At 69.8% G+C, this 26,241-nt stretch carries 24 protein-coding genes and 1 tRNA gene; 9 read left to right on the forward strand and 16 right to left on the reverse strand.

Annotated features, from left to right (window positions below):
* Positions 1 to 17: 17 nt before the first annotated feature.
* Positions 18 to 2,912, forward strand: coding sequence for a UPF0182 family membrane protein (locus ABD212_RS10995; protein WP_344094488.1), 2,895 nt, complete (start codon positions 18 to 20; stop codon positions 2,910 to 2,912).
* 26 nt (positions 2,913 to 2,938) lie between these two features.
* Here ABD212_RS10995 and ABD212_RS11000 read toward each other — a convergent pair whose 3' ends face one another.
* From ABD212_RS11000 to idi, 7 genes are read right to left on the reverse strand one after another with little or no spacing between them, the layout of a single operon-like run.
* Entirely contained in the window at positions 2,939 to 3,829 is an 891-nt protein-coding gene (locus ABD212_RS11000; protein WP_344094491.1) for a prenyltransferase, read from the reverse strand.
* Complete coding sequence (locus ABD212_RS11005; protein ID WP_344094494.1) at positions 3,826 to 4,140, reverse strand: lycopene cyclase domain-containing protein; 315 nt, start codon at positions 4,138 to 4,140, stop codon at positions 3,826 to 3,828. Before ABD212_RS11005 ends, ABD212_RS11000 begins: the two co-directional genes overlap by 4 nt.
* Positions 4,140 to 4,499 carry a lycopene cyclase domain-containing protein gene (locus ABD212_RS11010; protein WP_344094497.1) on the reverse strand — a complete coding sequence of 120 codons (360 nt, stop codon included), beginning with the start codon at positions 4,497 to 4,499 and terminating at the stop codon, positions 4,140 to 4,142. The genes ABD212_RS11005 and ABD212_RS11010 overlap by 1 nt, the downstream gene beginning before the upstream one ends.
* A 1-nt stretch (position 4,500) precedes the next feature.
* Positions 4,501 to 6,114 carry a phytoene desaturase family protein gene (gene crtI / locus ABD212_RS11015; RefSeq protein WP_344094500.1) on the reverse strand — a complete coding sequence of 538 codons (1,614 nt, stop codon included), beginning with the start codon at positions 6,112 to 6,114 and terminating at the stop codon, positions 4,501 to 4,503.
* On the reverse strand, positions 6,111 to 7,001 hold the full coding sequence (locus tag ABD212_RS11020) for a phytoene/squalene synthase family protein (RefSeq protein ID WP_344094502.1): 891 nt from the start codon (positions 6,999 to 7,001) through the stop codon (positions 6,111 to 6,113). The genes crtI and ABD212_RS11020 overlap by 4 nt, the downstream gene beginning before the upstream one ends.
* Entirely contained in the window at positions 6,998 to 8,053 is a 1,056-nt protein-coding gene (locus tag ABD212_RS11025; RefSeq protein WP_344094504.1) for a polyprenyl synthetase family protein, read from the reverse strand. The genes ABD212_RS11020 and ABD212_RS11025 overlap by 4 nt, the downstream gene beginning before the upstream one ends.
* Positions 8,050 to 8,601: an isopentenyl-diphosphate Delta-isomerase gene (gene idi, locus ABD212_RS11030; RefSeq protein ID WP_344094737.1), complete on the reverse strand. Its 552-nt coding sequence runs from the start codon at positions 8,599 to 8,601 to the stop codon at positions 8,050 to 8,052. Before idi ends, ABD212_RS11025 begins: the two co-directional genes overlap by 4 nt.
* Before the next feature lie 75 nt (positions 8,602 to 8,676).
* On the opposite strand from idi, the gene ABD212_RS11035 reads away from it, so the two are divergent.
* A complete protein-coding gene (locus ABD212_RS11035) occupies positions 8,677 to 9,147 on the forward strand; it encodes a MarR family winged helix-turn-helix transcriptional regulator (protein ID WP_344094506.1) in 471 nt (156 codons plus the stop codon).
* A gap of 386 nt (positions 9,148 to 9,533) precedes the next feature.
* Here ABD212_RS11035 and ABD212_RS11040 read toward each other — a convergent pair.
* Positions 9,534 to 9,607 (reverse strand) — tRNA-Met (locus tag ABD212_RS11040).
* Positions 9,608 to 9,698: 91 nt separating this feature from the next.
* Between ABD212_RS11040 and ABD212_RS11045 the strand changes: the two genes are divergently transcribed.
* Entirely contained in the window at positions 9,699 to 10,208 is a 510-nt protein-coding gene (locus ABD212_RS11045) for a DUF6328 family protein (RefSeq protein WP_344094508.1), read from the forward strand.
* On the forward strand, positions 10,205 to 11,017 hold the full coding sequence (locus tag ABD212_RS11050) for a carbon-nitrogen hydrolase family protein (protein ID WP_344094510.1): 813 nt from the start codon (positions 10,205 to 10,207) through the stop codon (positions 11,015 to 11,017). Before ABD212_RS11045 ends, ABD212_RS11050 begins: the two co-directional genes overlap by 4 nt.
* Before the next feature lie 14 nt (positions 11,018 to 11,031).
* Here the strand turns inward: ABD212_RS11050 and ABD212_RS11055 are convergent, their stop codons facing one another.
* Entirely contained in the window at positions 11,032 to 12,231 is a 1,200-nt protein-coding gene (locus ABD212_RS11055) for an aminotransferase class I/II-fold pyridoxal phosphate-dependent enzyme (RefSeq protein ID WP_344094512.1), read from the reverse strand.
* 115 nt (positions 12,232 to 12,346) lie between these two features.
* Between ABD212_RS11055 and ABD212_RS11060 the strand changes: the two genes are divergently transcribed.
* Genes ABD212_RS11060 through ABD212_RS11070 form a run of 3 tightly spaced genes read left to right on the forward strand, consistent with a single transcriptional unit; the run spans position 12,347 to position 16,719 of the window.
* Positions 12,347 to 13,942, forward strand: a complete 1,596-nt coding sequence (locus ABD212_RS11060) for a S1C family serine protease (protein WP_344094514.1) — start codon at positions 12,347 to 12,349, stop codon at positions 13,940 to 13,942.
* Positions 13,943 to 13,987: 45 nt separating this feature from the next.
* The gene (locus ABD212_RS11065; RefSeq protein ID WP_344094516.1) at positions 13,988 to 15,271 is read left to right on the forward strand and encodes a CDP-glycerol glycerophosphotransferase family protein; all 1,284 of its coding nucleotides are present in this window, start codon (positions 13,988 to 13,990) and stop codon (positions 15,269 to 15,271) included.
* On the forward strand, positions 15,268 to 16,719 hold the full coding sequence (locus ABD212_RS11070; protein WP_344094518.1) for a CDP-glycerol glycerophosphotransferase family protein: 1,452 nt from the start codon (positions 15,268 to 15,270) through the stop codon (positions 16,717 to 16,719). Before ABD212_RS11065 ends, ABD212_RS11070 begins: the two co-directional genes overlap by 4 nt.
* A 31-nt stretch (positions 16,720 to 16,750) precedes the next feature.
* On the opposite strand, the gene ABD212_RS11075 is transcribed toward ABD212_RS11070, so the two are convergent.
* Together ABD212_RS11075 and ABD212_RS11080 are read right to left on the reverse strand one after the other, a co-directional pair.
* The gene (locus ABD212_RS11075; RefSeq protein ID WP_344094739.1) at positions 16,751 to 17,776 is read right to left on the reverse strand and encodes a glycosyltransferase family 2 protein; all 1,026 of its coding nucleotides are present in this window, start codon (positions 17,774 to 17,776) and stop codon (positions 16,751 to 16,753) included.
* 173 nt (positions 17,777 to 17,949) lie between these two features.
* Positions 17,950 to 19,329 (reverse strand): maltokinase N-terminal cap-like domain-containing protein, encoded by a 1,380-nt coding sequence (locus tag ABD212_RS11080; RefSeq protein ID WP_344094520.1) that lies wholly within the window; start codon positions 19,327 to 19,329, stop codon positions 17,950 to 17,952.
* Between the two features lie 135 nt (positions 19,330 to 19,464).
* On the opposite strand from ABD212_RS11080, the gene ABD212_RS11085 reads away from it, so the two are divergent.
* Positions 19,465 to 20,418, forward strand: coding sequence for a quinone oxidoreductase family protein (locus tag ABD212_RS11085; protein WP_344094522.1), 954 nt, complete (start codon positions 19,465 to 19,467; stop codon positions 20,416 to 20,418).
* Between the two features lie 207 nt (positions 20,419 to 20,625).
* On the opposite strand, the gene ABD212_RS11090 is transcribed toward ABD212_RS11085, so the two are convergent.
* Positions 20,626 to 20,838 carry an SCO4848 family membrane protein gene (locus ABD212_RS11090; protein WP_344094524.1) on the reverse strand — a complete coding sequence of 71 codons (213 nt, stop codon included), beginning with the start codon at positions 20,836 to 20,838 and terminating at the stop codon, positions 20,626 to 20,628.
* 222 nt (positions 20,839 to 21,060) lie between these two features.
* Here ABD212_RS11090 and ABD212_RS11095 point away from each other — a divergent pair, with 222 nt between their 5' ends.
* Complete coding sequence (locus ABD212_RS11095) at positions 21,061 to 21,696, forward strand: VOC family protein (protein WP_344094527.1); 636 nt, start codon at positions 21,061 to 21,063, stop codon at positions 21,694 to 21,696.
* A 51-nt stretch (positions 21,697 to 21,747) separates the two neighbouring features.
* Here ABD212_RS11095 and ABD212_RS11100 read toward each other — a convergent pair whose 3' ends face one another.
* The 4 genes from ABD212_RS11100 to ABD212_RS11115 all read right to left on the reverse strand — a co-directional run bounded on the left by ABD212_RS11100 (position 21,748) and on the right by ABD212_RS11115 (position 26,241).
* Positions 21,748 to 22,062, reverse strand: coding sequence for a hypothetical protein (locus ABD212_RS11100; RefSeq protein ID WP_344094529.1), 315 nt, complete (start codon positions 22,060 to 22,062; stop codon positions 21,748 to 21,750).
* A gap of 116 nt (positions 22,063 to 22,178) precedes the next feature.
* The gene (locus tag ABD212_RS11105; protein WP_344094532.1) at positions 22,179 to 23,453 is read right to left on the reverse strand and encodes a hypothetical protein; all 1,275 of its coding nucleotides are present in this window, start codon (positions 23,451 to 23,453) and stop codon (positions 22,179 to 22,181) included.
* Between the two features lie 32 nt (positions 23,454 to 23,485).
* Positions 23,486 to 25,141, reverse strand: coding sequence for a S8 family peptidase (locus tag ABD212_RS11110; protein WP_344094534.1), 1,656 nt, complete (start codon positions 25,139 to 25,141; stop codon positions 23,486 to 23,488).
* A gap of 107 nt (positions 25,142 to 25,248) precedes the next feature.
* Complete coding sequence (locus ABD212_RS11115; RefSeq protein ID WP_344094537.1) at positions 25,249 to 26,241, reverse strand: hypothetical protein; 993 nt, start codon at positions 26,239 to 26,241, stop codon at positions 25,249 to 25,251.

Here is a 26,241-nt window from a genome sequence, read left to right on the forward strand (position 1 = left end):
ACACCTAGGATGGGACGGTGACCACGACCTCGGCGCCGACCCCGGCCACGCCCTCTCGCACCCGACGGATCGTCGCCATCACCCTCGCGATCATCGTCGCGCTCGTGGTGGCGTTCTTCATCTTCGCGAACCTGTATGCGGACTGGCTCTGGTACAACCAGCTCGGCTACTCATCGGTGCTCTTCACGCAGTGGATCGCCCGCGTCGTCATGTTCGTCGTCGGATTCCTGGGCATGGGCGTTCCGGTCTGGCTCGCCATCCAGCTGGCCTACCGCCTCAGGCCCGTCTACGCGCGGCTGAGTTCGCAGCTCGACCGCTACCAGGAGGTGGTCGAACCGCTGCGGCGGCTGGCGATGTGGGGCATCCCGATCTTCTTCGGCTTCTTCGCCGGTTTCGCCACCTCGGCCCAGTGGGAGACCACGTGGCTGTGGTTCAACGGCGTCCAGACCAAGGTCACCGACCCGCAGTTCGGCATGGACACCGGGTTCTATATGTTCGCGATGCCGTTCTACAGTGCGCTGCTCGGATTCACCTCGGCGGTGCTGATGGTCTGCCTGCTGGTGACGGCCCTCGTGTCGTACCTCTACGGATCCGTCCGCATCGGCCAGCGGGAGCTGCGCATCTCGAAGGCCGCCCGCATCCAGCTCGCAGTCATCGCCGGCCTCTACCTGCTGGTGCAGGGGGCGAGCCTGTGGCTCGATCGGTACAAGACGCTCGTCGAACCGGGCGACCGCATCACCGGACCGGGCTACACCGGGGTGAACGCCATCATCCCCGGACAGACGATCCTCGCGATCATCGCCGTCGTCGTGGCCATCCTGTTCTTCGTCACCGCGGTCATCGGCCGCTGGCGGTTGCCGCTGATCGCCACCGGCCTTCTCATCGTGTCGGCGATCATCCTCGGCGTCGGCTACCCGTGGGTCGTGAACACGTTCCAGGTGAAGCCCAATCAGCTGGCCCTCGAAGGCCAGTTCTACCAGCGCAACATCGACATGACGAAGGTCGCCTACGGCATCGACGGGCTCGACAAGACCGCGTTCAACGCCACCACGAACGTCGAGGCGGGCCAGCTGCGTCAGGATGCCGCCACTACGGCCCAGATCCGCATCATGGATCCCGCGATCATCAGCCCGACGGTCCGCCAGCTCGAGCAGTACCGCTCGTACTACCAGTTCAAGGATCCGCTGGACGTCGACCGGTACCAGATCAACGGCAAGTCCCAGGACACCGTCGTCTCGGTGCGCGAGCTCAACGTCGATCAGCTCGGGGCCGCGGCCTCGTGGCAGAACTCGACACTCGTGTACACCCACGGCTACGGTCTCGTCGCCGCGGCCGGCAACGAGCGCACCACCGACGGCAACCCGGTGTTCCTCGAGCGCGGCATCCCGGCGACCGGCTTCCTCTCCGACAGCGAGAAGTTCCAGCCGCGCGTGTACTTCGGCGAGTACTCCGCGCCGTACTCGATCGTCGGGGCGCCGAAGGGCACCGACCCGATCGAGCTCGACTATCCCTCCGGCGCGAACGGGTCCGGCGAGACCAAGACCACGTTCGACGGCAACGGCGGCCCGAGTGTGGGCAGTGTGTTCAACCGCCTCATCTACGCCCTCAAGTTCCAGTCCGAGCAGATCCTCTTCTCGGACTACCTGAACGCCAAATCGCAGATCCTCTACGATCGCGACCCGACCGTGCGCGTCCAGAAGGCGGCGCCCTACCTCGAGCTCGACAGCGACCCGTACCCGAGTGTGGTCAACGGCCGCATCGTGTGGATCATCGACGGCTACACCCTCAGCGCGAACTACCCGTACTCGACGACGGTGAGCCTGCAGGATGCGATCACGGACGCGAACAACCCCGCGCCGCGGTTCGCCCTCGACGACATCAACTACATCCGCAACTCGGTGAAGGCGACCGTCGACGCCTATGACGGCAAGGTCACGCTGTACGCGTGGGATACGAAGGACCCGGTGCTGCAGACCTGGCAGAAGGTGTACCCGTCGACCCTCAAGCCGATCTCGGACATGTCCGCCGACCTCATGAGCCACGTCCGCTACCCCACGGATCTGTTCAAGGTCCAGCGGGCGATGCTCGGGGTGTACCACGTCGACAACGCGCAGTCGTTCTATCAGCGCGACAACGCGTGGGCGACACCCAACGATCCGCAGACGGATGCGCGCCTGCAGCCCCCGTACTACCTGACGATGCAGATGCCCGGGCAGAAAGTGCCGGCATTCTCGATGTTCACCACCTTCATACCTTCGTCCGAGGGCAACAACAGCCGCAACGTGCTGCTGGGCTACCTGGCGGTCGACTCGAACGCCGGCACCAAGGCCGGGGTCAAGAGCTCTGAGTACGGCAAGCTCCGAATGCTCCAGATCTCCGCGGACACGACGATCCCGGGTCCGGGTCAGGTGCAGAACACGTTCAACTCCGACCCTGTGATCTCCGCCCAGATCAACCTGCTCAAACAGGGGCAGTCGGAAGTGCTCAATGGCAACCTGCTGACGTTGCCCGTCGGCGGCGGCCTGCTGTACGTGCAGCCTGTGTTCGTGCAGGCGTCCAGCGGCACGCAGCTGCCGGCGCTGCAGAAGGTGCTCGTCGCGTTCGGCAACGCGATCGCGTTCGAACCGACGCTCGACGCGGCGCTCGACGTGCTCTTCAAGGGAGATTCGGGAGCCACCGCCGGCGACACCGGCGTGGAGCCGGGAAATAGCCCATCGCCGACCCCGACGCCCGGTCAGACGAACCCGCCCACGCAGCCGAGCGACCAGTACCAGCAGGCGCTCAACGACGCCAAGCAGGCGATGCTGGATCGGGATGCCGCGCTCAAGGCCGGCGACCTGACGAAGTTCGCCGAGGCCGACGCTCGGCTCACCGCCGCGGTCCAGAAGCTGATCGCGCTCGGCACCCCCTGATCCTCCCGTGATGCGGGGCGCACCCGTCAGCGGATGAGGGCGTACCAGAGCAGCAGCACGGTGACGAGGAAGCCGGCGAGCTGGTTCACCCAGAGGAAACGCCGCCAGCCCCTCGTCGCCTGCGCTGCCGTGTCATCGGTGACGCTCCGGAACGGCCACACGATCGCGAGGTACGGGATGATCGCGACGGCGGCGAGGGGTCCTGGCCACGTTGTGAAGAGCATCGTGATGCCGGCGACGAGGTAGCAGACGAGGGCGAACCTCACGGTCCAGCGTGCTCCGCGCGCGGTCGCGATCGACGAGATGCCCGCGGCGCGGTCGGCCGCGACGTCCTGCACGGCGCCGAAGGCATGCGAGGCGATGCCCCAGAGGGCGAACGCCACGATCACGGCGACGAGCGGCCAGCTCCACGCCGCGCCGGCGAGCACGAGGGCGTACACCGCCGGAGAGAAGAAGTGGATGCTGCTGGTGATCGAGTCGGCGAACGGCACCTCTTTCAGCCGCAGCGGCGGGGCGCTGTAGAAGACGACGAAGAAGAGGCTCGCGCCCAGGACGAGCCACGACCACGGTGAGCCGACGAGAACGAGGTACGCGATGAAGGGCAGGCAGGCGAGCGCCGCGGCCCACAGGGTGACCCGGTGCAGCCGCGGATCCAGCACGGCACCATGAGCACCGCCCTTGCGCGGATTGCGCAGATCGGACTCGTAGTCGAACACGTCGTTGACGCCGTACATGGCGAGGTTGTACGGCACGAGGAAGAACAGGGTGCCGACCACGAAGGTCACGCCGACGTGGTGGGTGGTCAGGAGGTACGCGGCCGCGAACGGGTATGCCGTGTTGATCCAGCTGACAGGACGGGAAGCGACGAGCAGCTGTCGCGCGACAGCCGCCGGATGCAAGGTCCTGGCGTCGGTCATGCGCGCCGCCGTGCCCGCTCGGCGGGAAGCAGTGCGAAGACCGCCGGCACGAGGAATGCCGCACAGACGGCGTACGAGAAGTCCTCGATCGGCGCCAGGCCGATGCGGGCACCGCTCACGTGTCCAGCCGGATACGAGAACAGGCCCGCGGCGATCATGAGGTTGTCGAAGATCGCCGTGAGTGCGATGAGCGCGCCGGCGGCGATCCCGGATGCCGCCATGCGGCGTCCGAACCGCGGTCGACGTGAACTCCACAGCACGACGACCAATGTCACGGCGACGAAGGGCAGGACGATCAGCAGATAGGGCATCATCCCGCCTTCTCGTCGACCGGTGCGGGTGCGGCATCCGCGCTCGCTCTCGCGTCCAGCAGGCGGGCGGCGCCCGACCAGGCGACGAGGGCCGCGTAGCAGAGGAAAGCGAGGAACAGCGGCTCCTCGATCGGTAGCTGCGGTGCGAGGTCGACTCCGAGCAGCAGGGGACTGGCGCCTTTCACGAAGACGCCGGCCGCGATGCCGACGGCATCCCAGGCGAGGAAGAACAGCGTGCCGACCGCCACTGCGACGGCTGTGCGGGCGGGGGATCGCCAGGCGGCGAGCCGCCATCGTGCGTCGAGGGCCGACACTCCGCCCGCGCTCACGAGGATCACCCCGAGATACAGGCCGGGCACGTCACACCCTCGCCGCCTCGCGGAGCGGACCGGGCGAGCGGTCGCCGCGCAGGCGCTTGACGACGAGCTCCGCCGAGATGAGGCACATCGGCAGCCCGATTCCGGGCAGCGTCGAGGCCCCGGCGTAGCTGAGTCCCTCGACCTTCCGCGACGCGTTGCGAGGGCGGAACACGGCGCTCTGGCCCAGTGTGTGGGCGAGCCCGAGGGCGTTCCCGCGCCACGCGTGCAGATCGGCCGCGAAGTCGCCCGGCGCGACGGTGCGGCGCACCACGATGCGCTCAGACAGGTCGGGGATGGCGCACCACGACGCCAGCTGGGCGATCACCCGGTCGGCCGCGGTCTCGATCGCGGGACTCCCGTCGCCGTCGATCCCCCCGCGGCCGAGCAGAGGATCGGCCGGCACCGGTACGAGCACGAACAGATTCTCGTGCCCCGCCGGCGCGACCCTGGGGTCGGTCGCACTCGGGCGGCAGACGTACAGCGACGCGGGCTGGGGGACTCGCGGGTGCCGGCCGAAGATGTCGTCGAAGTTCGCACGCCAGTCCTCGGCGAAGAGCAGCGTGTGGTGGGCGAGTTGGGGGAGAGGGCCTTCGACGCCCAGCATCAGCAGCAGCGCGCCCGGACTCGGCGTCCTCGAGGCCCACCAGCGCTCCGGGTACGTCTGCAGGTGCGGCGGCAGCAGCGCAGTCTCGGTGTGGTGCAGATCGGCCGTCGAGACGACGAGGTCGGCGGGGATGAAACGGCCGTCCGACAGCCGGATGCCGGTGACCGCAGGACGCCGCGTCCCGGCGGCTCCCCGACGTGGCGCGCGCGTCGACCCGTCGTCGGTCGTCTGGATGCCCACCACCGAGGCATCCGTCTCGATGACGACGCCGTTCGCCCGGGCCAGCCGCTCGATGGCCCGGATGATCTCGACGAAGCCGCCGCGTGGATAGCGCACGCCGTCGTCGAGGTCGAGGTGGCTCATCAGCCGATAGAGACTCGGCAGCTGGAACGGCGATCCGCCCAGGAACACGGCCGGATAGCCGAGGATCTGGCGCAGTCGAGGGTCGGTGAAGCGCCGTTCTATCTCCGAGGCGAGGGTCCGTGTGAGCAGCGGGACGAGCTGTGGCAGCCGACGCGCCAGCGCGGGGTCCCGAAGGCCCGCTGTGGTCTCGTAGCTGTCGTACAGGAAGCGGCCCACCGCGAGCTCGTACGCATCGCGGGCCGAGTCGAGGTAGGCCGAGAGGCGCTCGCCCGCCCCCGGTTCGACCCCCTCGAACAGCGCCGTCGCGGCATCCCGACCGGAACGGATGTCGAGCGGCGCCAGCCCGGTCGCCGCATCGGAGTACACCCGATACGCCGGGTCGAGGGTCACCAGGTCGAGCTCGCGGTCCGCGGTGGTGCCGAGCAGGCGGAAGAAGTGATCGAACACCTCGGGCATGAGGTACCAGCTCGGGCCGGTGTCGAAGCGGAAGCCATCGTGCTCCCACAGACCGGCCCGGCCGCCGACCTGCGGCTGGGCCTCGAACAGCGAGACCGACCAGCCCTCGGCGCCCAGGAGCGCCGCGGTCGCGAGCCCGGCGATGCCGCCGCCGACGATCACGGCACGCCCGGGACCGGTGCGGGCGATCATGCGCGCGCGCCTCGCGGCGAGAGTCCGAGCCAGGCGCGGGCGGCCAGCCGGGCCTTGACGCTGTCGGGCACACGCACACGCTCCCGCGACGCATCTGCGACCCGCAGGCGCGCGGAGAGTTCAGCGAAGAGATCGTGGGCCGCCGTGACGGCGCGCCGGCAGTCCGCCGGCAGCAGGGGCACCGCGAGCGCGGCCGCCGCCAGGTCGGCGTCGATGCGGTCGAGCACGGCGTCGTGAGAGGCGCGATCCGATCCGACGCCGAGGTAGTCGCGACCGAGCGCCGATTCGTCGTCGGCGCGATCGCGCAGGAAGTTCACGTCCTGGAACGCGGCGCCCAGGCGCCGGGCTCCGTCGACGAGCTTCCGGGACGGATAGACCGGATGCCGCGCCCCGGCATTCACGAACACCTGCAGGCACATCAGGCCGACGACCTCCGCCGACCCGTACACGTAGGTGTCGTGAGAGGCGCGGTCGTGAACGGTGGTCGACAGGTCCGCCCGCATCGAGGCGAAGAACGGCCGGACCAGGTCCGCGCCGATGCCGCACTCCCGGGCTGTGAGTGCGAACGCGTGGACGATCAGGTTCGCGCTGAAGCCGCGGTCGATCGCCCGCAGCGTCTCGTCTTCCAGGTCGTCGAGCACTTCCCGGGTCGCCTCTCGGTCCAAGCCGGCCGCCGCGGCCGAACCGTCGACGATCTCATCGGCGATGCGGACCAGCGCGTACACGCTGCGCACGTGAGGTCGCGGTCGGGCGCCGAGCAGCCGGCAGGCGAGCCCGAACGACGTCGAGTACCCGGCGATGACGGTGGCCGCGGCATCCCGAGCCGTCCTGTCGTACAGCGCGAGGGCGGTCGTCTCGCGCGCCGGCGAGTGCGTCGTCCCGGTCACGGGATGCGCTTCTCGACGGCGTCTGCCAGCGCGTACAGCAGGGCTGAGGCGTCGTGGGTCAGGGCGCCGTCGCGGGCCTGGGCGCGCACGTCGTCAAGCGTGTCGAACACGAGGTGGCGCAGCCGGACGCGGGCGCCGCTCTGCTCGAGCGCGACCTGTGCCTCGCGCACCGCGATAGGCCCGGTGTGCGCCACCGCCAGGGCGTCGCTCACGCGCGGCCACAGCGAGCTCTCGCGCGCCAGCGCCACGAGCGGCGTGCGCTTGGACTCACGCAGGTCGCCCCCCGCATCACGGCCGGCCTGCACCGTGGAGCCGAACGCGCCGATCAGGTCGTCCACGAGCTGGAACGCGAGGCCGAGGCGGCCACCGGCGCGGTCGAGCACCTCGATGGCGGGCGCGGAAGCTCCCGCCATCACCGCCCCCGCGCACAGGGGCGCGCTGAACGAGTAGACGGCCGTCTTGTTGAACGTCGCTTCGAGGATGCCGGCGGGATCGGCGGGCTCCGCCGCGACGCTGTTCTCGACGTCGGCGAGCTCGCCCGCCGCGGACACGAAGACCGCGTCGTCCAGCAGGGCGAGGAGACGCTCGCGGGTCGGCGCGTCGACGTCCGCGAGGGCGACGAGGCGAATCGCCTCATGCAGAAGCAGATCCCCGGCGAGGATGGCGGCCGCGTCTCCGAGCTGCGCCGCGCCCGCGGCATCCGCTCCGCTGCGACGCCCGCGCATGCGGAACTCGCCGGCCACGTTCGGGATACCGCGGCGCACCGTGTCGTGATCGATGACGTCGTCGTGCACCACGAACGCGGTGTGGAGCAGTTCGAAGGCGGCAGCGATGGAATACAGGCCGGGTGCCGCGGCCCGATCGCCGCCGAACGCGTCGAACGACGCCGAAACCAGCGCCGGCCGGAACCGCTTTCCACCCGCCGCCGCCCGCGACATGGCCGCGGCGAGGGCGGGGAAGCCGCCACCGAGCGCGTCGGCGCGGCCCTGCACCCGCGAGAGGGCGTCGTCGATCGCGTCATCGATCGCGGGGCGCTCGGCAACGGGGATCATGAGGCTCGTCGATGATCGCGGACCGCGTCGAACAGGTGCAGCTGCTCGGCCTGCAGCACGAGCCACGGGCTGAACGCCCAAGGCGTCGCGGCGAGCGAGATCGCGAGATCTTCGGGGTCGACCCACTTCGCGTCGACGACCTCGAGCGGGTTGAGCACCGGCTCGTGGGTTGTGCGAGCGGTGTACACCGGGCACAGCTCGTGCTCGACCATGCCGTTCGGGTCGGTCGCGCGATAGCGGAACAGCGGCAATGCGAGCTGGATGTCGGTCAGCGTCAGCCCGAGCTCGTATTCGGCGCGTCGCCGGACGGCCGCGAGCAGCGGTTCGGCGGGTCGCGGGTGACCGCAGAAGGAGTTGCTCCAGACGCCCGGCCACGCGGTCTTGCCGAGGGCTCGGCGTGTCACGAGCACCTGGCCCTCGTCGTTGACGACGTGGCACGAGAATGCCAGATGGAGTGCCGTCTGCGTGCCGTGGACGCTGCTCTTGGGCGCGGTGCCGATCGCCCGGCCCTCGTCGTCGAGGAGGACCACCAGGTCGGTATCCATCATCTTCCTGTCCATTTCGCTAGTTTAGCTAGCAATTGTCATGGCCACATGCTACAAGGGAACTACGGAGGTGTCCACATGTCTCAACGATGGTCACCGGAAACGCCTCATGACAAGGCCGTGATGCAGCTGCTGCAGGCGATCCGTGCGTTCAGCGACGCCATGGACCGCATGCACGGCGGTATGAAGGGCGACATGGAGATGAACGCGACCGATCTCGCGACGCTTCGGATGCTGATCATGCGCGAGCAGCGAGGCGAATCGGTCAGTCCGCACGACGTCGCGCGTCATCTGCGCATCTCGACCGCTTCCACGACGAAGCTGCTCGACCGCCTGTCCGCGTCGGGTCATGTCGAGAGGCGGCCGCACCCGAGCGACAAGCGGGCACGGGTCATCGTGCTGACCGATGAGTCTCGCGCGACCTTCTACCGCCACTTCGGTGATCGGCTGCACGATATGCGCGGTGTAGCCGACCGGTACACCGATGACGAGCTCGCGCTGCTCACGAGGTTCCTGGGCGAGCTCGGAGAGGTGCTGGATCCGACCTAGGGGGAGTGTCCCAACCCAGGGACCGGCCGGGTTCGACGCGTTTCGTCTCGTCGCTTCGCTCCTCGCTCAACGACCCGGGCCGAGCAAAGCGGCGTACCGCCGCGAGTGCACCACTCCCGGTCGTCGAGCGAGCGGAGCGAGACGAAACGCGCTCGCGTGCCTGTCGGCGGTGAGGGTCCCGCGAGTCACGAGATCGGCTCGCGATACCGCCTCCGCCGCGGGCGCGGCTCCGGCGGTGGGGACAGGATTCGGCCACGCCGCCACTCCACGATTCGCTCCACGATTCGTGGAGCGTCAGCGGCGCGGAACTGCCTGAGGCATGTCCACGACAACCGTCCACATGACCAAAGAAGAAGGCGCCCCCTTGGGGCGCCTTCTTCTTTTCGTTGCGGGGACAGGATTTGAACCTGCGACCTCTGGGTTATGAGCCCAGCGAGCTACCGAGCTGCTCCACCCCGCGGCACAAGAAGTGAGCCTATCACGGATAGCCGGGGCGGCCGAACGCGGGGCGCCGCTTGCCCGCGACGCGGCGCTGCGGCAAGGATGTGCTCATGGTCCGCGACACCTACCCGGGAGATGACCAGGTCGACGGGCGGGACGAGTCGCCTGCCGAGCGGGCCGACCGCAACTGGAGCGAGGTGCTGCAGGAGCTTCGGGTCATGCAGACCGGCACCCAGATCCTCACCGGATTCCTGCTCGCCCTCGCGTTCCAGCCGGCATTCGCCGACCTGAGCGACGGCGAGCGCACCTTCTATCTCGTGCTCGTGGTGCTCTCCGCGCTCAGTTCGATCGTGGCGCTCGCTCCGGTCGCGCTGCACCGCTTGCTCTTCCGCCGTCACGCGAAGACGGCGGTCGTCGCCTACGGGCACGCGGCTCTGATCACGGCCCTGCTCACGGTGTCGCTCCTGCTCGTCGGAGTCGTCGCCTTCGTCTTCGATGTCGTGGTGGGCCTGGCCGCTGCCTGGGTCGCGTTCTGCGTGCTCGCCCTCGTCATCCTCGGACTGTGGATCATCGCGCCCCTCGTGATCCGCGCACGGCAGTCCGCCCGGGAGACCTCATGACCGCCTCGCACACGACCGCGATCGCCGTCGCGCAGTTCGCACCCACGGCCGACACTGCGGCTAACCTCGCCATCATCGGCGACCTGGTGGCCGCGGCATCCGATCGAGGCGCTCGCCTAGTGGTCCTTCCGGAGTACTCGAGCTATTTCGTCGACCCGTTCGATGCCTCGCTCGCCGAGAACGCGCAGGACCTCGACGGCCCATTCGTCGAGGGGCTCGTCGCGATCGCGGCGGACCGCGGCGTGCAGGTCGTCGCCGGTGTCGTCGAGCGGGCGGATGACGAGAGGCGGGTGCGCAACGCCGTCGTCGCCGTCGACGGCGACGGAGTGCTCGCGCGGTACCGCAAGCTGCACCTCTACGATGCGTTCGGTCAGCGCGAGTCCGACTGGGTCGAGCCGGGCCGGCTCGGCTCACCCGAGACGTTCGAGCTCGACGGGCTGCGCCTCGGACTGATGACGTGCTACGACCTGCGGTTCCCCGAGGTCGGTCGCGTGCTGGCCGACGCCGGCGCCGACGTGTTCGTCGTGCCTGCGGAGTGGGTGAGAGGTCCGCTGAAAGAGCACCACTGGCGCACCCTGATCCTCGCCCGGGCGATCGAGAACACCGTGTTCATCGCGGCCGCCGATCATCCGCCGCCGCTCGGTGTCGGGCTTTCCATGATCGTCGACCCGCAGGGCGTCGAGCTCGCCTCGATCGGCACGGCCACCGACGTCGCCGTCGCCCACCTCGATCGTGAAGCGGTCGCTCGCGTCCGGCGCGTCAACCCCTCCCTGCGTCTGCGACGGTTCACGGTCGCGCCGCGCGACTGACCCCGCGAGCCGCGTCAGCCGGCGGCGGCGAGCCGGGATGCCGCTTCCTCCAGCACCTCGACGCGCTTGCATGCCGCGAACCGCACGAGGGTCGCATACTCCCCGCGGCGCTCAGGCGTGACGAATGCGGTCATCGGGATCGCGACGACGCCCGCACGGTGGGGGAGCTCTCGGCAGAACGCAGCGGCGTCCGTCGCCCCGAGCGGTGCGGCATCCGCCACCGTGAAGTACGAGCCGGACGGCGTCGACACCGCGAAGCCTGCGGCACGCAGACCCCGGCCGAGGAGGTCGCGTTTCGCCGCGAGGGTCTCGCCGATGCCCAGGAAGAATGCGTCGGGCAGACGCAGTCCGGTCGCGATGGCCGGCTGGAACGCGCTGCCGTTCACATAGGTCAGGAACTGCTTCACCGCGAGGACGGCGTCGACGAGATCGGCGGGTCCCGTGACCCACCCGATCTTCCAGCCCGTCGCCGAGAACGTCTTGCCACCCGATGAGATCGACAGCGTCCGCTCCCATGCACCCGGCAGCGTCGCGATCGGCACGTGCAGGGCGTCGAAGACGAGGTGCTCGTAGACCTCGTCGGTCACGATGATCGCGTCGTGGCGTTCTGCGAGACGGACGACCTCCTCGCGCACGGGCGCCCCGAAGACGGCTCCGGTCGGATTGTGCGGGTCGTTCACGAGGATCACGCGGGTGCGGTCGGTGACCGCACGGCGCAGGTCGTCCAGGTCGGGCTGGAAGTCCGGCCAGCGCAGCGGAACGGTCACCAGGCGCGCACCGGCGAGTGCGACGACGGCCGCATACGAGTCGTAGTGCGGCTCGAACACGACGACCTCGTCATCCGGCCCGCCGATCAGGGCCAGCAAGGCGGCGGCGAGCGCCTCGGTCGCACCCGCGGTCACGAGCACATCCCGTTCCGGGTCGAGCGTCACGCCGTAGAACCGGTGCTGATGCTCTGCGACCGCGACGAGCAGGTCCGGGATGCCGCGCCCCGGGGGGTACTGATTGACGCCGTTGGCGATCGCCGCACGCGCCGCCTCCAGCACCTCGGTCGGTCCATCCTCGTCGGGGAAGCCCTGGCCGAGGTTGATGGCGCCCGTTCGCGCCGCGAGGGCCGACATCTCGGCGAAGATGGTGGGGTGGATCGACCCGTCTGAGCCGACGAGTCCGGCGCCCGCCGCAGTGCGGCGCCATGCTCCGGAAATCTCTCGCATCGGATTCACGGTACCCGACTCACTCACGTCGTACGCATAGTGGTGTCCCATGGACGGCATAAGAAACGCACAGCATCGCACGCCATTCTGAGGAGAGCTTGGAAGAAGGAGCATCATGAGCGACAACCAGGGCGATCGCCCCGCAGACCAGACCCCCGACGCGAGCACGCCGGGCACGCCCGAGTCCCATCCTGAGAGCACCCCGGCGGCCCCCGCCGCCGTCACCCCGGCGGCCCCCGCCGCCCCGGCCGTGCCGCCGGCTCCCCCCACCGTGCCCGCTGCCGCGGCACAGGCGCCGCAGCAGCCCGCGGCCCCCGCCGGCTACCCGGTGCCGCAGACGCCGCCGACCTACGCCCCGCCGTACGGCTACGTCGGGCAGCCGGGCGCGTACCCGCAGGCCTACGCCGGACAGCACCAGGGCGCCGCCTTCGGTGCCGCTGCGCAGACCGTGCCGGTCGGAGCGCCGGCATCCGCCCCCGCAACCGGTGTCACCACCACCAAGGCGCCCAGGAAGTCGTCGGGCGCCGGCAAGGTCGTCGGCCTCATCGTGGCCGCGGCCATCGTCGGCGGCGCGGCCGGTCTGGGCGGCGCGTACGCGGGCGTCAACCTGTTCTCGCCCGAGGGCGGCTCGCCTGCCGCAGGGCCGACGACCGTGACCGTCAACGACACGGGCTCGGTCAACCAGACCACGGCGATCGCGGCCAAGGTCGTGCCGAGCGTCGTCACCATCGAGGCGACGAGCAGCAGCAGCGGCGGAACCGGCTCCGGCGTCGTGCTGACCTCTGACGGCTACATCCTGACGAACACGCACGTCGTCACCCTCGATGGCGCCACCGCAGACGCGACGATCCGCGTCACCACGGCCGATGGCCACGTATACGACGCCAAGGTTGTCGGCACCGACCCGACCTACGACCTCGCGGTCATCAAGCTCGTGGATGCCTCGGGCCTCACGCCGGTCGAATTCGGCGACTCGTCGAAGCTCAATGTCGGCGACGAGACGGTCGCCATCGGCGCACCGCTCGGCCTGTCGAGCAGCGTCACCACTGGCATCGTCAGCGCGCTCAACCGCTCGATCGAGATCGCGTCGTCGGCTGCCCCGAACTCCAGCGACGGCACCCAGGGCAACGGGCAGCCGAACGGGCAGTCGCCGTTCTACTTCGACTTCGGTCAAGGACAGACCCCGACGCAGACGAGCGACTCCATCAAGATCGCCGTCATCCAGACGGATGCCGCGATCAACCCCGGGAACTCGGGTGGCGCGCTGGTGAACTCCGATGGCAAGCTCATCGGCATCAACGTCGCGATCGCCTCGGCGGGCGGATCGTCCAGCGGCGGCCAGTCCGGCTCGATCGGCGTCGGATTCTCGATCCCGTCCGACATCGCCAAGCGCGTGAGCGACGAGATCATCAAGGACGGCAAGGCGACGCACGGTCTGCTGGGCGCGAGCGTCCAGTCGGCGGCGGATGTCAAGGGCACCACGATCACCGGCGCGTACATCGCAGAGGTCGTCTCGGGCGGCGCAGCCGAGACTGCCGGCCTGAAGAAGGGCGACATCGTTACCGCCTTCAACGGCGTCCCGATCACCGACTCGGTCGACCTCACCGCCCAGGTGCGGGCCGCCGCCGCGGGAAGCGACGCGAAGGTCACCTACGTGCGCGGCGACAAGACCCAGACCACCGACGTGAAGCTCGGCGAGCTCACCCAGTAGGTCCACCCCCCAGGAGAGAACGCCACCCCGCGATAGGCTCGCGGGGTGGCGTCCTTCTCGTTCGGCGCGGGAAACGCGCGAAAACTCGCGGCCATCCCGCTGTACGCCGTCGGACGCCTCGCCACCCTCGTCATCCCGCGATCGCGCGACGAGTGGGTGTTCGGCTGCGGCGCGGGCATCGGCGACGGCGCCCTCGCACTGTGGGACGTGGTCGTGGCCGAGGGACACACCGCACGGTGGCTGGTGGGGTCGGCTCGCGAACAGGCGGATGCCGCGGCCCGCGGCATCCCGACCGTTCCGAAGCAGTCGCTGCGGGGCCTGTGGCGCACCGCCCGCGCCCGAGTGGTCGTCGTCACCCACGGCTTCGGCGACGTGAACCGCTACGCCGTGTCGGGAGCTGTCGTCGTGCAGCTGTGGCACGGCATCCCGCTCAAGCGGATCGGACTCGACTCGCCCGAGACGCTGCGGCTGCCCGGCCTCCTCGAGCGCGGGCGGATGCCGGGCGCCAGTTTCGCGCGCCGGCTACTGGCCGGCATGTTCCGGGGCGCCGCGCGCCGCATCCGCGTCCTGCCGGCCGCGTCGCACCTGGTGCGAGGTCGCCTCGAGTCCGCGTTCGCACTCGCGGACGACAGCGTGCCCGTCACGGGTGAGCCGCGCGTCGACGTGCTCTCGCGCGGTACACCCGAGGACCGACGCTCGGCCGCGTCGACGCAGCTGGAACAGGCGATCGGCCCTGTCGAACCGGGCGCGCGCGTCATCCTGTACGCGCCGACGTGGCGCGACGGCGCGCCCGACCCGGCGGTGCCGTCGGATCGCGACTGGGAGCTGATCCTCCGTCTGCTCGAGCGATACGAGTGCGTCCTGGTGCTGCGCTCTCATCCGCTCGGCGCGGGAGACTACCAGCCCCCGCCTGAGACAGGGCGGATACGGCGTCTCGGCAGCGACCTGGCGCCCGATGTGACACCGCTCCTCCCGGGGTTCGACGTGCTCGTCACCGACTACTCGTCGCTCGCATTCGACGCCGCGCTCGTGCCGCTGCCGGTGGTGTTCCTCGCCCCCGACCTCGAGGACTATGCCGCACGGCGGGGGTTCTACGGCTCGTACCGGGACGTCGCCGGTGCCGACTGGGCGACGGACTGGCCGGACGCCGTCCGTCAGCTCGAGAGCGTCCTCGCAGACCCGGGCGAGAGGGAGCGCCGCCTCGAGCGCTCCCGTGCGCTGAGTGCACAGGTCCATGCGTTCCGGGATGGCGGCAGCGCGAGCAGGGTGTACCGTGCGATTCTGGCGAGACTCGCCGCCGCGCCCCGCCGGGTGGAAGGACATCGATGACGCAGGCCCTTTTCACCAGCGACGGCGGTCCGGCACTGGTCCTCACCGGCGACGGCCCGCGACCGGCGTCCGTCGAGCTCGTCGGCCCGCGTGCCAAGGTCGCCGGCGTCGTCTCGGGAAGCGATGAGACGTGGAAGGCGGTGCTTGCGCTGCGCGCGGCACGCTGGGGCTTTCCCGAGCTGCCGCTGCCGGTGGGGTCGTACGAGCTGCGGATCGAGGCATCCGATCCTTCCGCCGCCGACATCGCGCCGCTGCCGCTCATGCAGCTCGGGCCGCTGAGGGCCGAGTTCAGCGGGTCGACGGTGCACATCGGACCGCCGATCGATCCCGCATACGACTCGGGCGAGGGTCAGGACGCACTCGAACGGCGTTACGCGAACCGCCCGGGCGGGCTCGAGAACGCCGTGTTCTTCGAGAGCTTCTACGGACGCAACGCGAGCTGCAACCCGCTCGCCATCGACCGCGAACTCGCCCGCCGCGCTCCCGGGGTCACCCGCTACTGGAGCGTCGTCGACCTCTCGGTGTGGGTGCCCGACGGCGCGAAGCCCGTTGTCGAGGGCAGCCCGGAGTGGTGGCGGGCGCGCGGCTCGGCCCGACTGCTCGTCGTCAACGACTGGCTGCGCAGGCGCTTCTCGCGTCGGGCCGGACAGGTGGTGCTGCAGACCTGGCACGGCACCCCCCTCAAACGCCTCGCTCTGCATCGTGCGGGGTTCGATCCGCGGCGCACGGCAGCGGTGCTGAGGGAATCGCGGCGGTGGAACGTGCTGCTGGCCCAGAATCCGTACTCGGCGGGCATCCTCGGCAAGGCCTACGCGTTCCTGCGGCGGCCGATCTGGGTCGAGGGATATCCGCGCAACGACCTGCTCGCGGTCGGCGACGACGGCTCGACGCGCCAGTCGCTGGGTATCGGCCCCGACGAGCGGGTGCTGCTCTACGCGCCGACCTGGCGCGACGATCGCGCCGAGATCGTCGACTTCGTCGATCCGGTCGCACTCGCGGACGCGACCGACGCCGTCGTGCTGGTGCGCGGGCATTCGCGGACGCTTCCGCAGGGTCGGGATGCCGAAGGCCCTCGCGTCATCGATGTGACCGGCTTTCCCGACACGTCGCTGCTGCTGCTGGCCGCCGACGCCCTGATCACGGACTACTCGTCGGTCATGTTCGACTTCTCGGTCACCGGCAAGCCGATGTATTTCTTCGTGCCCGACATGGAGCACTACCGCGGCGAGCTGCGCGGCTTCTACTTCGACCTCGTCGCCCACGCACCGGGGCCGGTCGTCCGCACCCAGGACGAGCTCGTCGCGGCCATCGTCGACGGCGATCCCACTGCGCACGCCGAGCATTACCGGCTATGGCACGACAAGTTCAACGCCCGCGATGACGGCCGCGCGGCCGAGCGCGTGGTGTCGCGCATCATCGATCAGCGGTTCATCGATCCCGACGTCTGAGCCGGGTCGCCCCGGACCCGGCCGTGTGTCGTCAGGGCAGTGGGGTGTTGCGGTCGCCGAGGCGCGACGTGTCGACGGTGTCGTGCGCTCCTCGGAGCACTCCGGTCACGAAGCCCCATCCCCACGCCAGGTGCATCGTCGGCAGCACGGCGACGGTCCACAGCTTGTCCCGCCATCCCTTGCCGCCGCCTGGTCCGAGCGCGACCACGATCACGAGGACCGCGTACGCGATCACCGGCAGGTAGACGACGGATGCCGCGACCGACCACCATCCGGTCAGCACTCCGGTCGCCTGCAGCACGCCGACGACGATCCCCAGCGCGATCGCGACCACCAGCGCAGGCGGGGCGAAGAAGCGCAGGGAGTTGCCGCGTCCGTACCGTCGGACGAGCTCGCCTCGCCACCGGCCCGTCGCCGAGAACTGGCGGATCAGCCGGGTCCAGCTCTCGCGCGGCCAGTAGGTCACCGAGAGGGACGGATCGAACCAGACACGGTAGCCGGCGCGACGGATGCGGAGGTTGAGCTCCCAGTCCTCTCCTCGGCGGATTGTCTCGTCGAACAGGCCCACTTCATCCAGCACGGCCCGCCGCAGCACGCCGAGGTACGCGGACTCGGCATCCCCCTCTTCGGCGCCGCCGTGGTACGCACCGCCTCCGAGACCGACGGGGGAGTTGTAGGCGCGCGCGACCGCACGCTGGAAGGGCGTGCGTCCTTCGGCACGCATGACCCCGCCGACATTGGCGGCGCGCACGCGGTCGAGGGTCGCGAGGGCCCTGCGGGTGTACTCGGGTTCGAGCTCGGAGTGCGCGTCGACGCGCACGATCGTGGGATGCGAGCCGGCGCGGATCGCACGATTGAGTCCGATCGGGATGTCGGCCCCGGGATTGTCCACCAGCACGATGCGGTCGTCGGCCGCGGCGAGCTCCCGAGCGAGCTCGGTGGTGCCGTCCGTGGAGGGCGCCAGCGCGAGGATCAGCTCGGTCGGGACCCCGACATCCTGTCCGAGCACGGTCTCGACCGCGCGCCGGAGGTACGCGTGCTCGTTGAGGACCGGCATGACGAAGGTGACGCCCGACCCGGCGGGGACGACCGGAGCGTCCTTCCGCCCGCGGTCGTCGAGTTGCACCCGTCGATCATTTCATGCGCCCGCCGTCGGTACGCCGAAGGCGTGGTCTGGGCGAGATCGACGTGTGACCTGCGCGGCCGCGTGCCGCTCGAAACGGGGGGCTCTCAGTCGACGCCGGTCGGGCGCTGCAGGAGTCTCTCGATGGCGCTCAGCGGGATCGCCACCCACGTCGGGCGGTTGCGGGCCTCGTAGATTGCCTCGTACACCGCCTTGTCGAGTTCGAGTGCGGTCAGCAGGGGCCCGAGAGCCTCGAGATCGGTGCGGGATCGCTGGGCGTAGCCCGCGGTGAATGCTTCACGCGCCTGCCCAGCCCATTCGCTCCCGGCCGCCGCCGCCCGATCCGGATCCTCCAGGCGTATGGAACCTGCGACGTAGTCGAAGGATCTCAGCATGCCCGCGACATCCCGCAGCGCGAGGTCTGCAGCGGTGCGCTCGGCCATCGGCCGGAGCGGCTCACCTTCGAAGTCGAGCAGCACCCATCCCCGGCCCGGAACCTGCAGCACCTGTCCCAGGTGGTAGTCCCCGTGGATGCGCTGCAGCGGCGGCCACGGGAGCTCGAAGGCATGCGCGTACACGGCCTCGATCGCGTCGCGGCACTCGGCGATCGAGGGCAGCTCGGCGATCGCGATCTCGAGGCGGCGCTGCCAGCTGGTGGCGGTGCTCTCCCGATCCGCGGTCAGTGCCGGCCGGGTGGGGAACAGCTCGCTGAGCGAGACGTGCACGTCCGCGGTGGCCCGGCCGAGGTCACCCGCTCCGTCGCGGAAGTCCTCGCCGTGCGCTGCCGAACGCAGGGCCACCCGCCACGCGTCCTCGACGCCGGGGAGGAACTCCTGAGCCGAGGCCAGCGAGCCTGTCACCGAGCCGTTTCCGGTCTCGGGGTTCGGCCACCGTCCTTCGATCCACCCGATCGCACGAGGCACATGGGGTGACCCGTCGTCTGCAAGCGCTGTCGGCAGCTCGATGTCGGGGTTGAGCCCGGGATGCAGCTGCCGATAGACCTTACAGATGATCGGCATTCCGGTGGAGCGGTAGATCAGCGAGGTGTTGGACTGCTCGCCGCTGAGGACGGTCGCTGTGCGGGGCTCGTCCGGCGGGACGTGCCGGCTCGGATGTCCCGTGGCGGTCATCTGCGACCCGCGGGCTTCGCCGCCGAGCGTCACGAGACGGATGAGCGCCTGCGCGTACGCCGGGTCGAACGGCCCGTCGATGAACATGGTTCCCGGCTCAGGGCTTCCGATGACGTGGGTGGGGTCGGCGGCCACGCTCTCCGTGGGACGCGCGACGACCGGCACCTGGTAGAGCACGGCCGGCCGGGCGTCCTCATCGGCGACGAGGAACGTGCGGATCTGAGCAACCGCGGCGTCGTCCGCCGTCGGCTCGGCATCCCACGATGACACCAGCCGCAGGCGCGGACTACGGCCCTTCGCGGCATACCACCGTTGTTTCGGCATCCAGGCCGCGAGGCACGCCAGCGTGCTGTCCATGATGTGAGGCTATGCCGTTGTGCGAAAGCGCGTCGGCAATGCCGTGACCGCGTCGCGAGACCCATAGCTGCGCGGCGGGATCAGGGCGGTCAAGGGCAACGGATCGGAAGCTCCGCGGCATGGGAGGCTAGGACCATGCGCGCCATCGTCGTCACCGAGTTCGGCGGGCCAGAGGTGCTCGTCCCCGCCGAGATCCCCGACCCTGAGCCGGCCGACGGTGAGGTGCTGATCGAGGTCGACCGCGCCGGCGTGAACTACGCCGACACCCATCAGGCCGAGAACACCTATCTGTCGCGGACGCGGCTGCCGTTCGTCCCGGGCGCCGAGGTGGTGGGGCGGACGCCGCAGGGCCGGCGAATCGTCTCCCTCGTCGACAGCGGTGGGTACGCGCAGCGGGCTGTCGCCGAGGAAGGCCGCGCGTTCGACGTTCCGGATGCCGTGGACGACGCGTCCGCGCTCGCTCTGGTCGTGCAGGGTGCGACGGCGTGGCTGCTGCTGAATCGCATCGCGCGCGTGCAGCCGGGCGAGTCCGTCGTGGTCCACGCTGCTGCCGGCGGCGTCGGCAGTCTCGCGGTGCAGCTGGCGAAGGCGCTCGGCGCAGGGCGCGTCATCGCGACGGCGAGCACGCCCGAGAAGCGGGATCTCGCGCTCTCGCTCGGCGCGGACGTGGCATTGGATGCCGAGACCGATGACCTGACCGAGGCTCTCCGCGACGCGAAGGGCGGTCGCCGGGTCGACGTCGTGCTGGACATGACCGGCGGTGAAGTCACCGATCGCAGCCTCGCAGCGCTCGCACCGCTCGGCCGCCTCGCCTTCTACGGCATGGCGAGTCGGCGCCCCCCGACGCCGGTCGCTCCGGCAAGTCTGCTGGCGCACTCGACGTCCATCTCCGGGATGTGGCTTCCGCATGCGTTCACCGTGCCTGGGCTCATGCCCCGGGTGATGGATGAGCTCTTCACCATGACCGCCGCCGGTTCATTGCGCGTCATCCACGGCGGGGAGTATCCGTTGTCGGAAGCGCGTCGCGCGCACGAGGATCTGCGCGCCCGTCGGACGATCGGCAAACTCGTCCTCGATCCTTCTCGCTGACGCGATCCGCGTGAGCGGGCGGTCCTCTGCACCCGGCCACGCCGGAGTGTCGCGGCGAGCGCTCGACCCCGCGCCATCCTGCTCGCGCGGCGCCTCTGTGTTTTGCGCAGCTCGTACCTGTGTCTGCGCGGCTCGCCCCTGCATCTGCGCAGCTCGTCACGGCCGCCTCGGCGTGCTCGGGGCGGCTCGCTCGGCATCCCGGGCTGTCTACAGGAGTGCGACGATGGCCGCGATGGCGGATGCCGCGCCCAGCACCAGCGCAACGCCGATGAGTGCGCGATGCACGGTGAGGAATCGGGTGGGGTTCCCGTCGGCATCCCGTGCCCGCGGGTCGTTCGCGACGCGCCGATAGAACGTCGGCCACACGAGGAAGTTGAACAGCGCGTTGGCGAACAGGAGAGCGATGAGAACGGCGAGCACTGATCGAGCCTATCCATGACCCGATCCCAGGCTGCTTCGGTGGCCAGTGGCGCCGGCCAGCCATCGCGGACAGACCTCCCCCGGCACGTCACGCGACGAGCTACGACATGATTCATCAGCCCCGCTCATTTAAGATCTCCGAACAGAACATACGTCGTGGAAAAAACGTGGCACCGCTCGCTACCCCTTGCGCTGTCGGGAGGCCGTGGCACGCTCGGAACCATGGAAACCATCACCCCAAAGGAGTTCCGTTCGTCGCCTGGCGTCGAGCAATGGCGAGCGGGTCGCAACGGTGCAGTCGTCGAGTACCGAACCGGCGATTTCGCGACCGGAGCCAGGCTCTTCGCCGCGATCACGGACCTGGCGCAGGCCGCCGACCACCATCCCGACGTCGACATCCGCTATCCGAGCCTGCGGGTGCGCCTGTTCACGCACTCCGCCCACGGACTCACGAGGAAGGATGTCGCGCTCGCCCAGCAGATCTCGAAGGCTGCCGGCACGCTCGGCATCGAGGCCGAGACCCGGCCGCAGCAGCGCGTGATGATCGCCGTCGCCACACCCGACGCGAGCAGGATCATGCCGTTCTGGAAGGCGGCGACCGGCTACGACGCCCTCAGCGAGATCGAACTCGTCGACCCGGCCGGCCGCGGCCCGCTGATCTGGATGCAGTCGGTCGATCGGCCGATCGGCGGCCGCATGCATATCGATGTCGTCGTGCCGCGAGAATCGGTCGAGGAGCGCGTCGCCGCCGCGCTCGCGGCAGGCGGTGTCATGGCGGATGACAGCCATGCGCCGAATTGGTGGACGCTGGCGGATGCCGACGGCCACAAGCTCGACATCACCCCCGCGCGGGCGTGACCCCGGTGAGGCCACTCCGCTCCGACGACCCCATTCGCGGCGCGCCGGTCGTCAGACGACGTCCTCGTCCTCGCCGTCTGGGCCCTCGCCGGACTCCTGATCCCCGGCGATCTCGATCATCGGGGCCACGGGAATGACGATCGACTCCACGCCCCCCAAGCCCTCGAGACCGCCACCGGCAAGCCCGGCCACGCCCAGCCCGGCCACGCCCAGCCCGGCCACGCCCAGCCCGGCAACCGCAAGCCCAGCTGCGTCGACCGGCGTGGCATCCGTCAGCCGCTCGGCTTGACTTTCGGGACGAAGGGGCTCGGACGGGATGCCGGCCCACTCGTCATCCTGTTCCGGCTGCTGTGAGAAAAGGCCCATGCGTCAATGGTGCCACCGCCGCGACGCGCCGGCATCGCAGCAGAGGACCGCCCGGACGGGAGAGGCGACGCGACAGCGTCTGGCAGCCGCCGTGGCGACCCAACTGGGCGAGCCGTTCAGGTTCCTGTCACCGCCGAGAGCACGGCGTACCCGACCTGCCTTCCGGTGATGTCGGAGTGGCCGGTGATGAAAGAGTCGCCGTTGAGCGACCATACCTCGTGTCCGGTGAAGGAGTACGTGCCACCGACATCCAGGAGCGTCGCGGACACGCTTCCCGGCGTCTTCAGAGCGCCGTTGCGCCCGATGCCGCCGTAGGGGTCGTTCTCGTCGCCGAGCGAGACTCCGATCTGCTGCGCCAGCCGCGACGCGATTGGATACGCCAGGCCGACTGCCTTGTCGTTGCGCGTGAAGGTGGCGATGATCGGCCCGTCGACCTTGAGCGGCACCTTCGTGAAGAGTCCGTTCTTGCCGCCGCCGTCCCAGTCCCTCGCCATCCCGAAGTGGCTGTAGGCGGCCTGCAGCAGCGACAGCGACGAGACGGGTGCCTTCGTCGCGAGAGCGGCAGCGGTCACCGCGCGTCCGCCGAAGGAATGCCCGACGAGGTGCAGCCGGGCGTCGGGCGCGGTCGAATGGATGTGATCGAGGAGGGAAGCGATGCCCTTCGTGCCGACCACGCCCGCCCGTTCCTTCATCGTGTAGTACGTCGTGACGTTGACCAGGTTGCGGGCGGCGTTGACGATGCTGTCGAGGAAACCCGCACCGCCTCCCTCGAGGTCGTCTGTCAGCGGCGGGAGTCCCGCAGGATCGATCCCCGCCGCACCTCCGACCTCCGGTGGGGCGTCATCCGTGGCGGCGCCCCCGCGCGCGGCATCCAGGACCTCTTCAGCGGATGCCGTCTTGAGCACCTCGAACGCGCTGTCGTCCTCGCCCTTCGACGTCTTGGGCAGTGTCGATCGCAGCAGCTCGAGGAACTTCTTCTGGGCGTCGGAAGATGTCTCGAGATGCGGCACGAGCGCCAGCAGCTTCTTGCGCGTCGCGGGGTTTTCGATGCGGTCGGCAATCTCCTGCTCGAGCGCGTCCTGCTCGTCCGCGAACCCCGCGCCCGCGCCGGTGTCCTCCGGAGGGGCCCACTGGATCGACGGCCACAGTACTCCCACGACCACGAGGTCCCGATCGTGGGCGCCCGTCACCTGCGGGCGCACCGTGACGATCGAGTCGATCAGCCGCTCGTAGAGCGCCTTGGCGTCGGTATGGCTGTTGTTCCAGCCGTGCGAGAGGATCACGACATCGGTCGGATGCTTCGCAAGCAGCTCGTCGACGGCCTTCACCTGCTGGGCATCGACGACGGCGCCCTTCTTGTCGAACTCGACATCCGCGTACGGCAGTCTCATCGGATTCCCGGCTCTCTCGGCCCTCCGGCCGCTCACACGCTCTGGATCGCGCGCATCGCGTCGACCAGGCCCCGTCCCTGGAAGGCCTGCTCGCGCCCGAGGTCGCTGGCAGAGTCCATCAGGATCCGCTTGACGTCGTCAGGTCGGCCGATGAACTCGCGATGCACCGACAGGAACGCCGCGGCGACGCCCGACACGTGCGGAGCCGCCATCGACGTCCCGGAGTCCTCGACGTAGGTGATGTCGCCGGCCTTCTCGCCCGGCTTGAGGGTGACATTGGCGCGCGCCTTGTCGAGCAGCTCGCCGGCGCCCGCGCTCACGACGCGTTCGCCGGGGGCCACGATGTCTGGCTTGAGCCGGCCGTCGCCGGTCGGCCCCTTCGACGAGAAATACGAGACCCCGGTCGAGTACGGCTTGATGGATGTCGAGCCGACCGTGATCGCCCGTGCGGCATTGCCGGGGTCGTTGATCGTCATCCCGAATCCGAGTCGCATCTCGCGACCGGCGGTGTCGCGGGCTGCGCCGTAGCCGGTGTTGCCGGCCGACACCACCACGCAGACGCCGTTCGCGACGAGTCTGTCGACCTCGCGGCAGACGGGGGAGAGACCCGTGGCGAACCACGACGGGTCGAACGGGTAGCCCAGCGACAGGTTCACGCCATGGACCTTGAGCTCGCGTCCCCAGCGATTGAGCTCCTGGATGTACTCGAGCGCCTCGAGGAGCGAGGCGAGGTCGCCCGTGCGGTCATCGCGGAGGACCTTCACCGAGAGGATCTTGGTCTCGGGTGCCATGCCGCTGATGTGGTCGAGGGTGATGCGCTCGACCCCGGTCTCGCCCTCCGCGGTGCGATACCAGCTCGCAGCGCCGATCTTCTTGCCACGGGGCGTCGTCGTCTGGCCGCCCGCGATGATGCCGGCGACGTGGGTGCCGTGGCCGTTCGGGTCCCGGAGGGCATCGGCATCCGTCGATCCCGCGACGAAGCTCCGCGGCACGAGCCCATCCGGCAGGTCGAGAGTGCCGTACGTGCGGAAGTGGGCGTGGCCCTTCTCGATCCCGGTGTCGAGCACCGCCCATACGATCCCGTCGCCCGTCGCATCGAAGGACCGCACCGCGGCGTCGGCCTTCGTCGTGACGACGGTGCGATGGATGGTGGCGCGAACCTCGAAGTTGGGCCAGATGCGGTTGATGAGGCTGCGAGGCGCGGCCCTCGACTCCTGTCGCCCCGTTCGCGGCCGCGATCCCTTGCCGGCGTCCAGTCGGACCAGCTGCAGGATCTGATCACTGGTGAGTGCGGCCATCACGTAGCTGCCGGTTCGCCAGGATGCGGCATCCGGTTCACCGGCGACCATGGTGATGAGCGTGAGAAGTTCGTCGACGGCATCCTCGCGCGGCAGCCCGCTGTCGGTGCGGGGTTCGATCACGACGCCGATTCTCTCTCCGGCCTCGGCGGAAGCCATCCGCTCGGCGAGCGGACGCGTGATGACCGAGTCGGTGACGAGTGAGACGGTGCTCGGCATGTCGGGCAGGGCGAACGCGGGCCGGCCGGTCACGACGGGCGGTGGCGTCCCGGGCTGGGTGCGCTTCTCGCCCCTCGGTCGCGGCTTCGGGGCGTCAGGATCGAGATCCGGCTCGGGCTCCACGGGACGGTACTCGGACGGAAGATGCGGCCTGCCCTCAGAAGACGCCATCGACCCCCTGCTTTCTCTCCCGCGGTGAGAATACTCCCGACGGCATGCGTCGTCATAGAGGGGGAGCGCGCAGGCTCACCCCTGATACCCGCGCGGGCATGCCGGCGTCAGTCGTCGCCGAGGTCGTCCGGGTCGAGGGGAGTCGGGCCATCAGGCCTCTGGGTCGCTTCCGGCTGGGCGGGTCCGGCGCCAGGTCCGGCCTCGATCTGCCTGCGCCGCACCGTGATCCGCCGCGCACCTCGCCCGACTGCCGTGGCACTGCGCGTGACGCCGCCCGTGATCGCTCCGCCCGCGCGGCGCAGACTCCGCGTCGCGGCGTGCTCGAGCCGAGCCGCGCCCGCCCGCGGCTCCAGCTCCGGCGGCAGCAGGATCGGGGGCGAGCCGAAAGCCCGCCTCGAATTGACCAGGACCCTTCGACCGAGGATGTTGTTGCCGGCTCCGCCGATCGCGGCGCCGATGCCGAAGGGGAGCGCTTTGCCGATCCAGGACGCTCCACCTCGCGCAGCGAACTGACGGATGAACGAGGACTTGAGGCGATCGACCAACGGCCCGACACTCGCGCGGGGGAGGGTCTTGGTGATCATCTCGCCCCAGTACTTGTCTCGCTTGGGTCCGCGGCCGGCAGCCTGGCCGGCGAGCTGCGCGACCAGGTCGACGCCCTCCTTTCCGAGCATCAGGGTCAGCACCAGCGCGCGTGCGCGATCGGGATCCGCGACCGGGATGCCGTGCACCTCGGCGACCGACTGGGCGAACAGCGTCGTCGCTTCGAGGAAGGCGACCGTCTCGACGCCGCTCAGCGCAAGGGTCACACCCGTGCCGATGCCGGGGACGACGGCGGTGGCACCCACGGCCGCGCCGCCCGTGGTGACCGCTGTGAGATAGCGGCGTTCCAGCATCCGGACGATCTGATCCGGGGTCGCATCCGGATGCCGCAGCCTGATGCTGCGCAGGTGCGCCAGCACGACGGGCCGCTGGATGGCGAGGACGCGGTCGAGCGTCCGGATGGTGCGTGGGTGCTCTTCAGAGCCAGTCGGCGGCAGGCCTCCATGCCACGGCGAGTCTCCGGGCAGGGAGTGGATACGGTGCACCTTGTCGGCCAT

It is taken from the genome of Microbacterium deminutum, from assembly GCF_039530205.1.
In the GTDB taxonomy this organism is placed as follows: Bacteria; Actinomycetota; Actinomycetes; order Actinomycetales; family Microbacteriaceae; genus Microbacterium; species Microbacterium deminutum.

Bases quoted from the DNA above. Each gene is read 5' to 3' on its own strand.
- ABD212_RS11000 (WP_344094491.1), bottom strand. From the start codon at position 3,829: ATGACCGACGCCAGGACCTTGCATCCGGCGGCTGTCGCGCGACAGCTG.
- ABD212_RS11005 (WP_344094494.1), bottom strand. From the start codon at position 4,140: ATGCCCTATCTGCTGATCGTCCTGCCCTTCGTCGCCGTGACATTGGTC.
- crtI (WP_344094500.1), bottom strand. From the start codon at position 6,114: ATGATCGCCCGCACCGGTCCCGGGCGTGCCGTGATCGTCGGCGGCGGC.
- ABD212_RS11025 (WP_344094504.1), bottom strand. From the start codon at position 8,053: ATGATCCCCGTTGCCGAGCGCCCCGCGATCGATGACGCGATCGACGAC.
- idi (WP_344094737.1), bottom strand. From the start codon at position 8,601: ATGATGGATACCGACCTGGTGGTCCTCCTCGACGACGAGGGCCGGGCG.
- ABD212_RS11035 (WP_344094506.1), top strand. From the start codon at position 8,677: ATGTCTCAACGATGGTCACCGGAAACGCCTCATGACAAGGCCGTGATG.
- ABD212_RS11045 (WP_344094508.1), top strand. From the start codon at position 9,699: ATGGTCCGCGACACCTACCCGGGAGATGACCAGGTCGACGGGCGGGAC.
- ABD212_RS11050 (WP_344094510.1), top strand. From the start codon at position 10,205: ATGACCGCCTCGCACACGACCGCGATCGCCGTCGCGCAGTTCGCACCC.
- ABD212_RS11055 (WP_344094512.1), bottom strand. From the start codon at position 12,231: ATGCGAGAGATTTCCGGAGCATGGCGCCGCACTGCGGCGGGCGCCGGA.
- ABD212_RS11060 (WP_344094514.1), top strand. From the start codon at position 12,347: ATGAGCGACAACCAGGGCGATCGCCCCGCAGACCAGACCCCCGACGCG.
- ABD212_RS11070 (WP_344094518.1), top strand. From the start codon at position 15,268: ATGACGCAGGCCCTTTTCACCAGCGACGGCGGTCCGGCACTGGTCCTC.
- ABD212_RS11075 (WP_344094739.1), bottom strand. From the start codon at position 17,776: ATGCCGGTCCTCAACGAGCACGCGTACCTCCGGCGCGCGGTCGAGACC.
- ABD212_RS11080 (WP_344094520.1), bottom strand. From the start codon at position 19,329: ATGGACAGCACGCTGGCGTGCCTCGCGGCCTGGATGCCGAAACAACGG.
- ABD212_RS11085 (WP_344094522.1), top strand. From the start codon at position 19,465: ATGCGCGCCATCGTCGTCACCGAGTTCGGCGGGCCAGAGGTGCTCGTC.
- ABD212_RS11095 (WP_344094527.1), top strand. From the start codon at position 21,061: ATGGAAACCATCACCCCAAAGGAGTTCCGTTCGTCGCCTGGCGTCGAG.
- ABD212_RS11100 (WP_344094529.1), bottom strand. From the start codon at position 22,062: ATGGGCCTTTTCTCACAGCAGCCGGAACAGGATGACGAGTGGGCCGGC.
- ABD212_RS11105 (WP_344094532.1), bottom strand. From the start codon at position 23,453: ATGAGACTGCCGTACGCGGATGTCGAGTTCGACAAGAAGGGCGCCGTC.
- ABD212_RS11110 (WP_344094534.1), bottom strand. From the start codon at position 25,141: ATGGCGTCTTCTGAGGGCAGGCCGCATCTTCCGTCCGAGTACCGTCCC.
- ABD212_RS11115 (WP_344094537.1), bottom strand. From the start codon at position 26,241: ATGGCCGACAAGGTGCACCGTATCCACTCCCTGCCCGGAGACTCGCCG.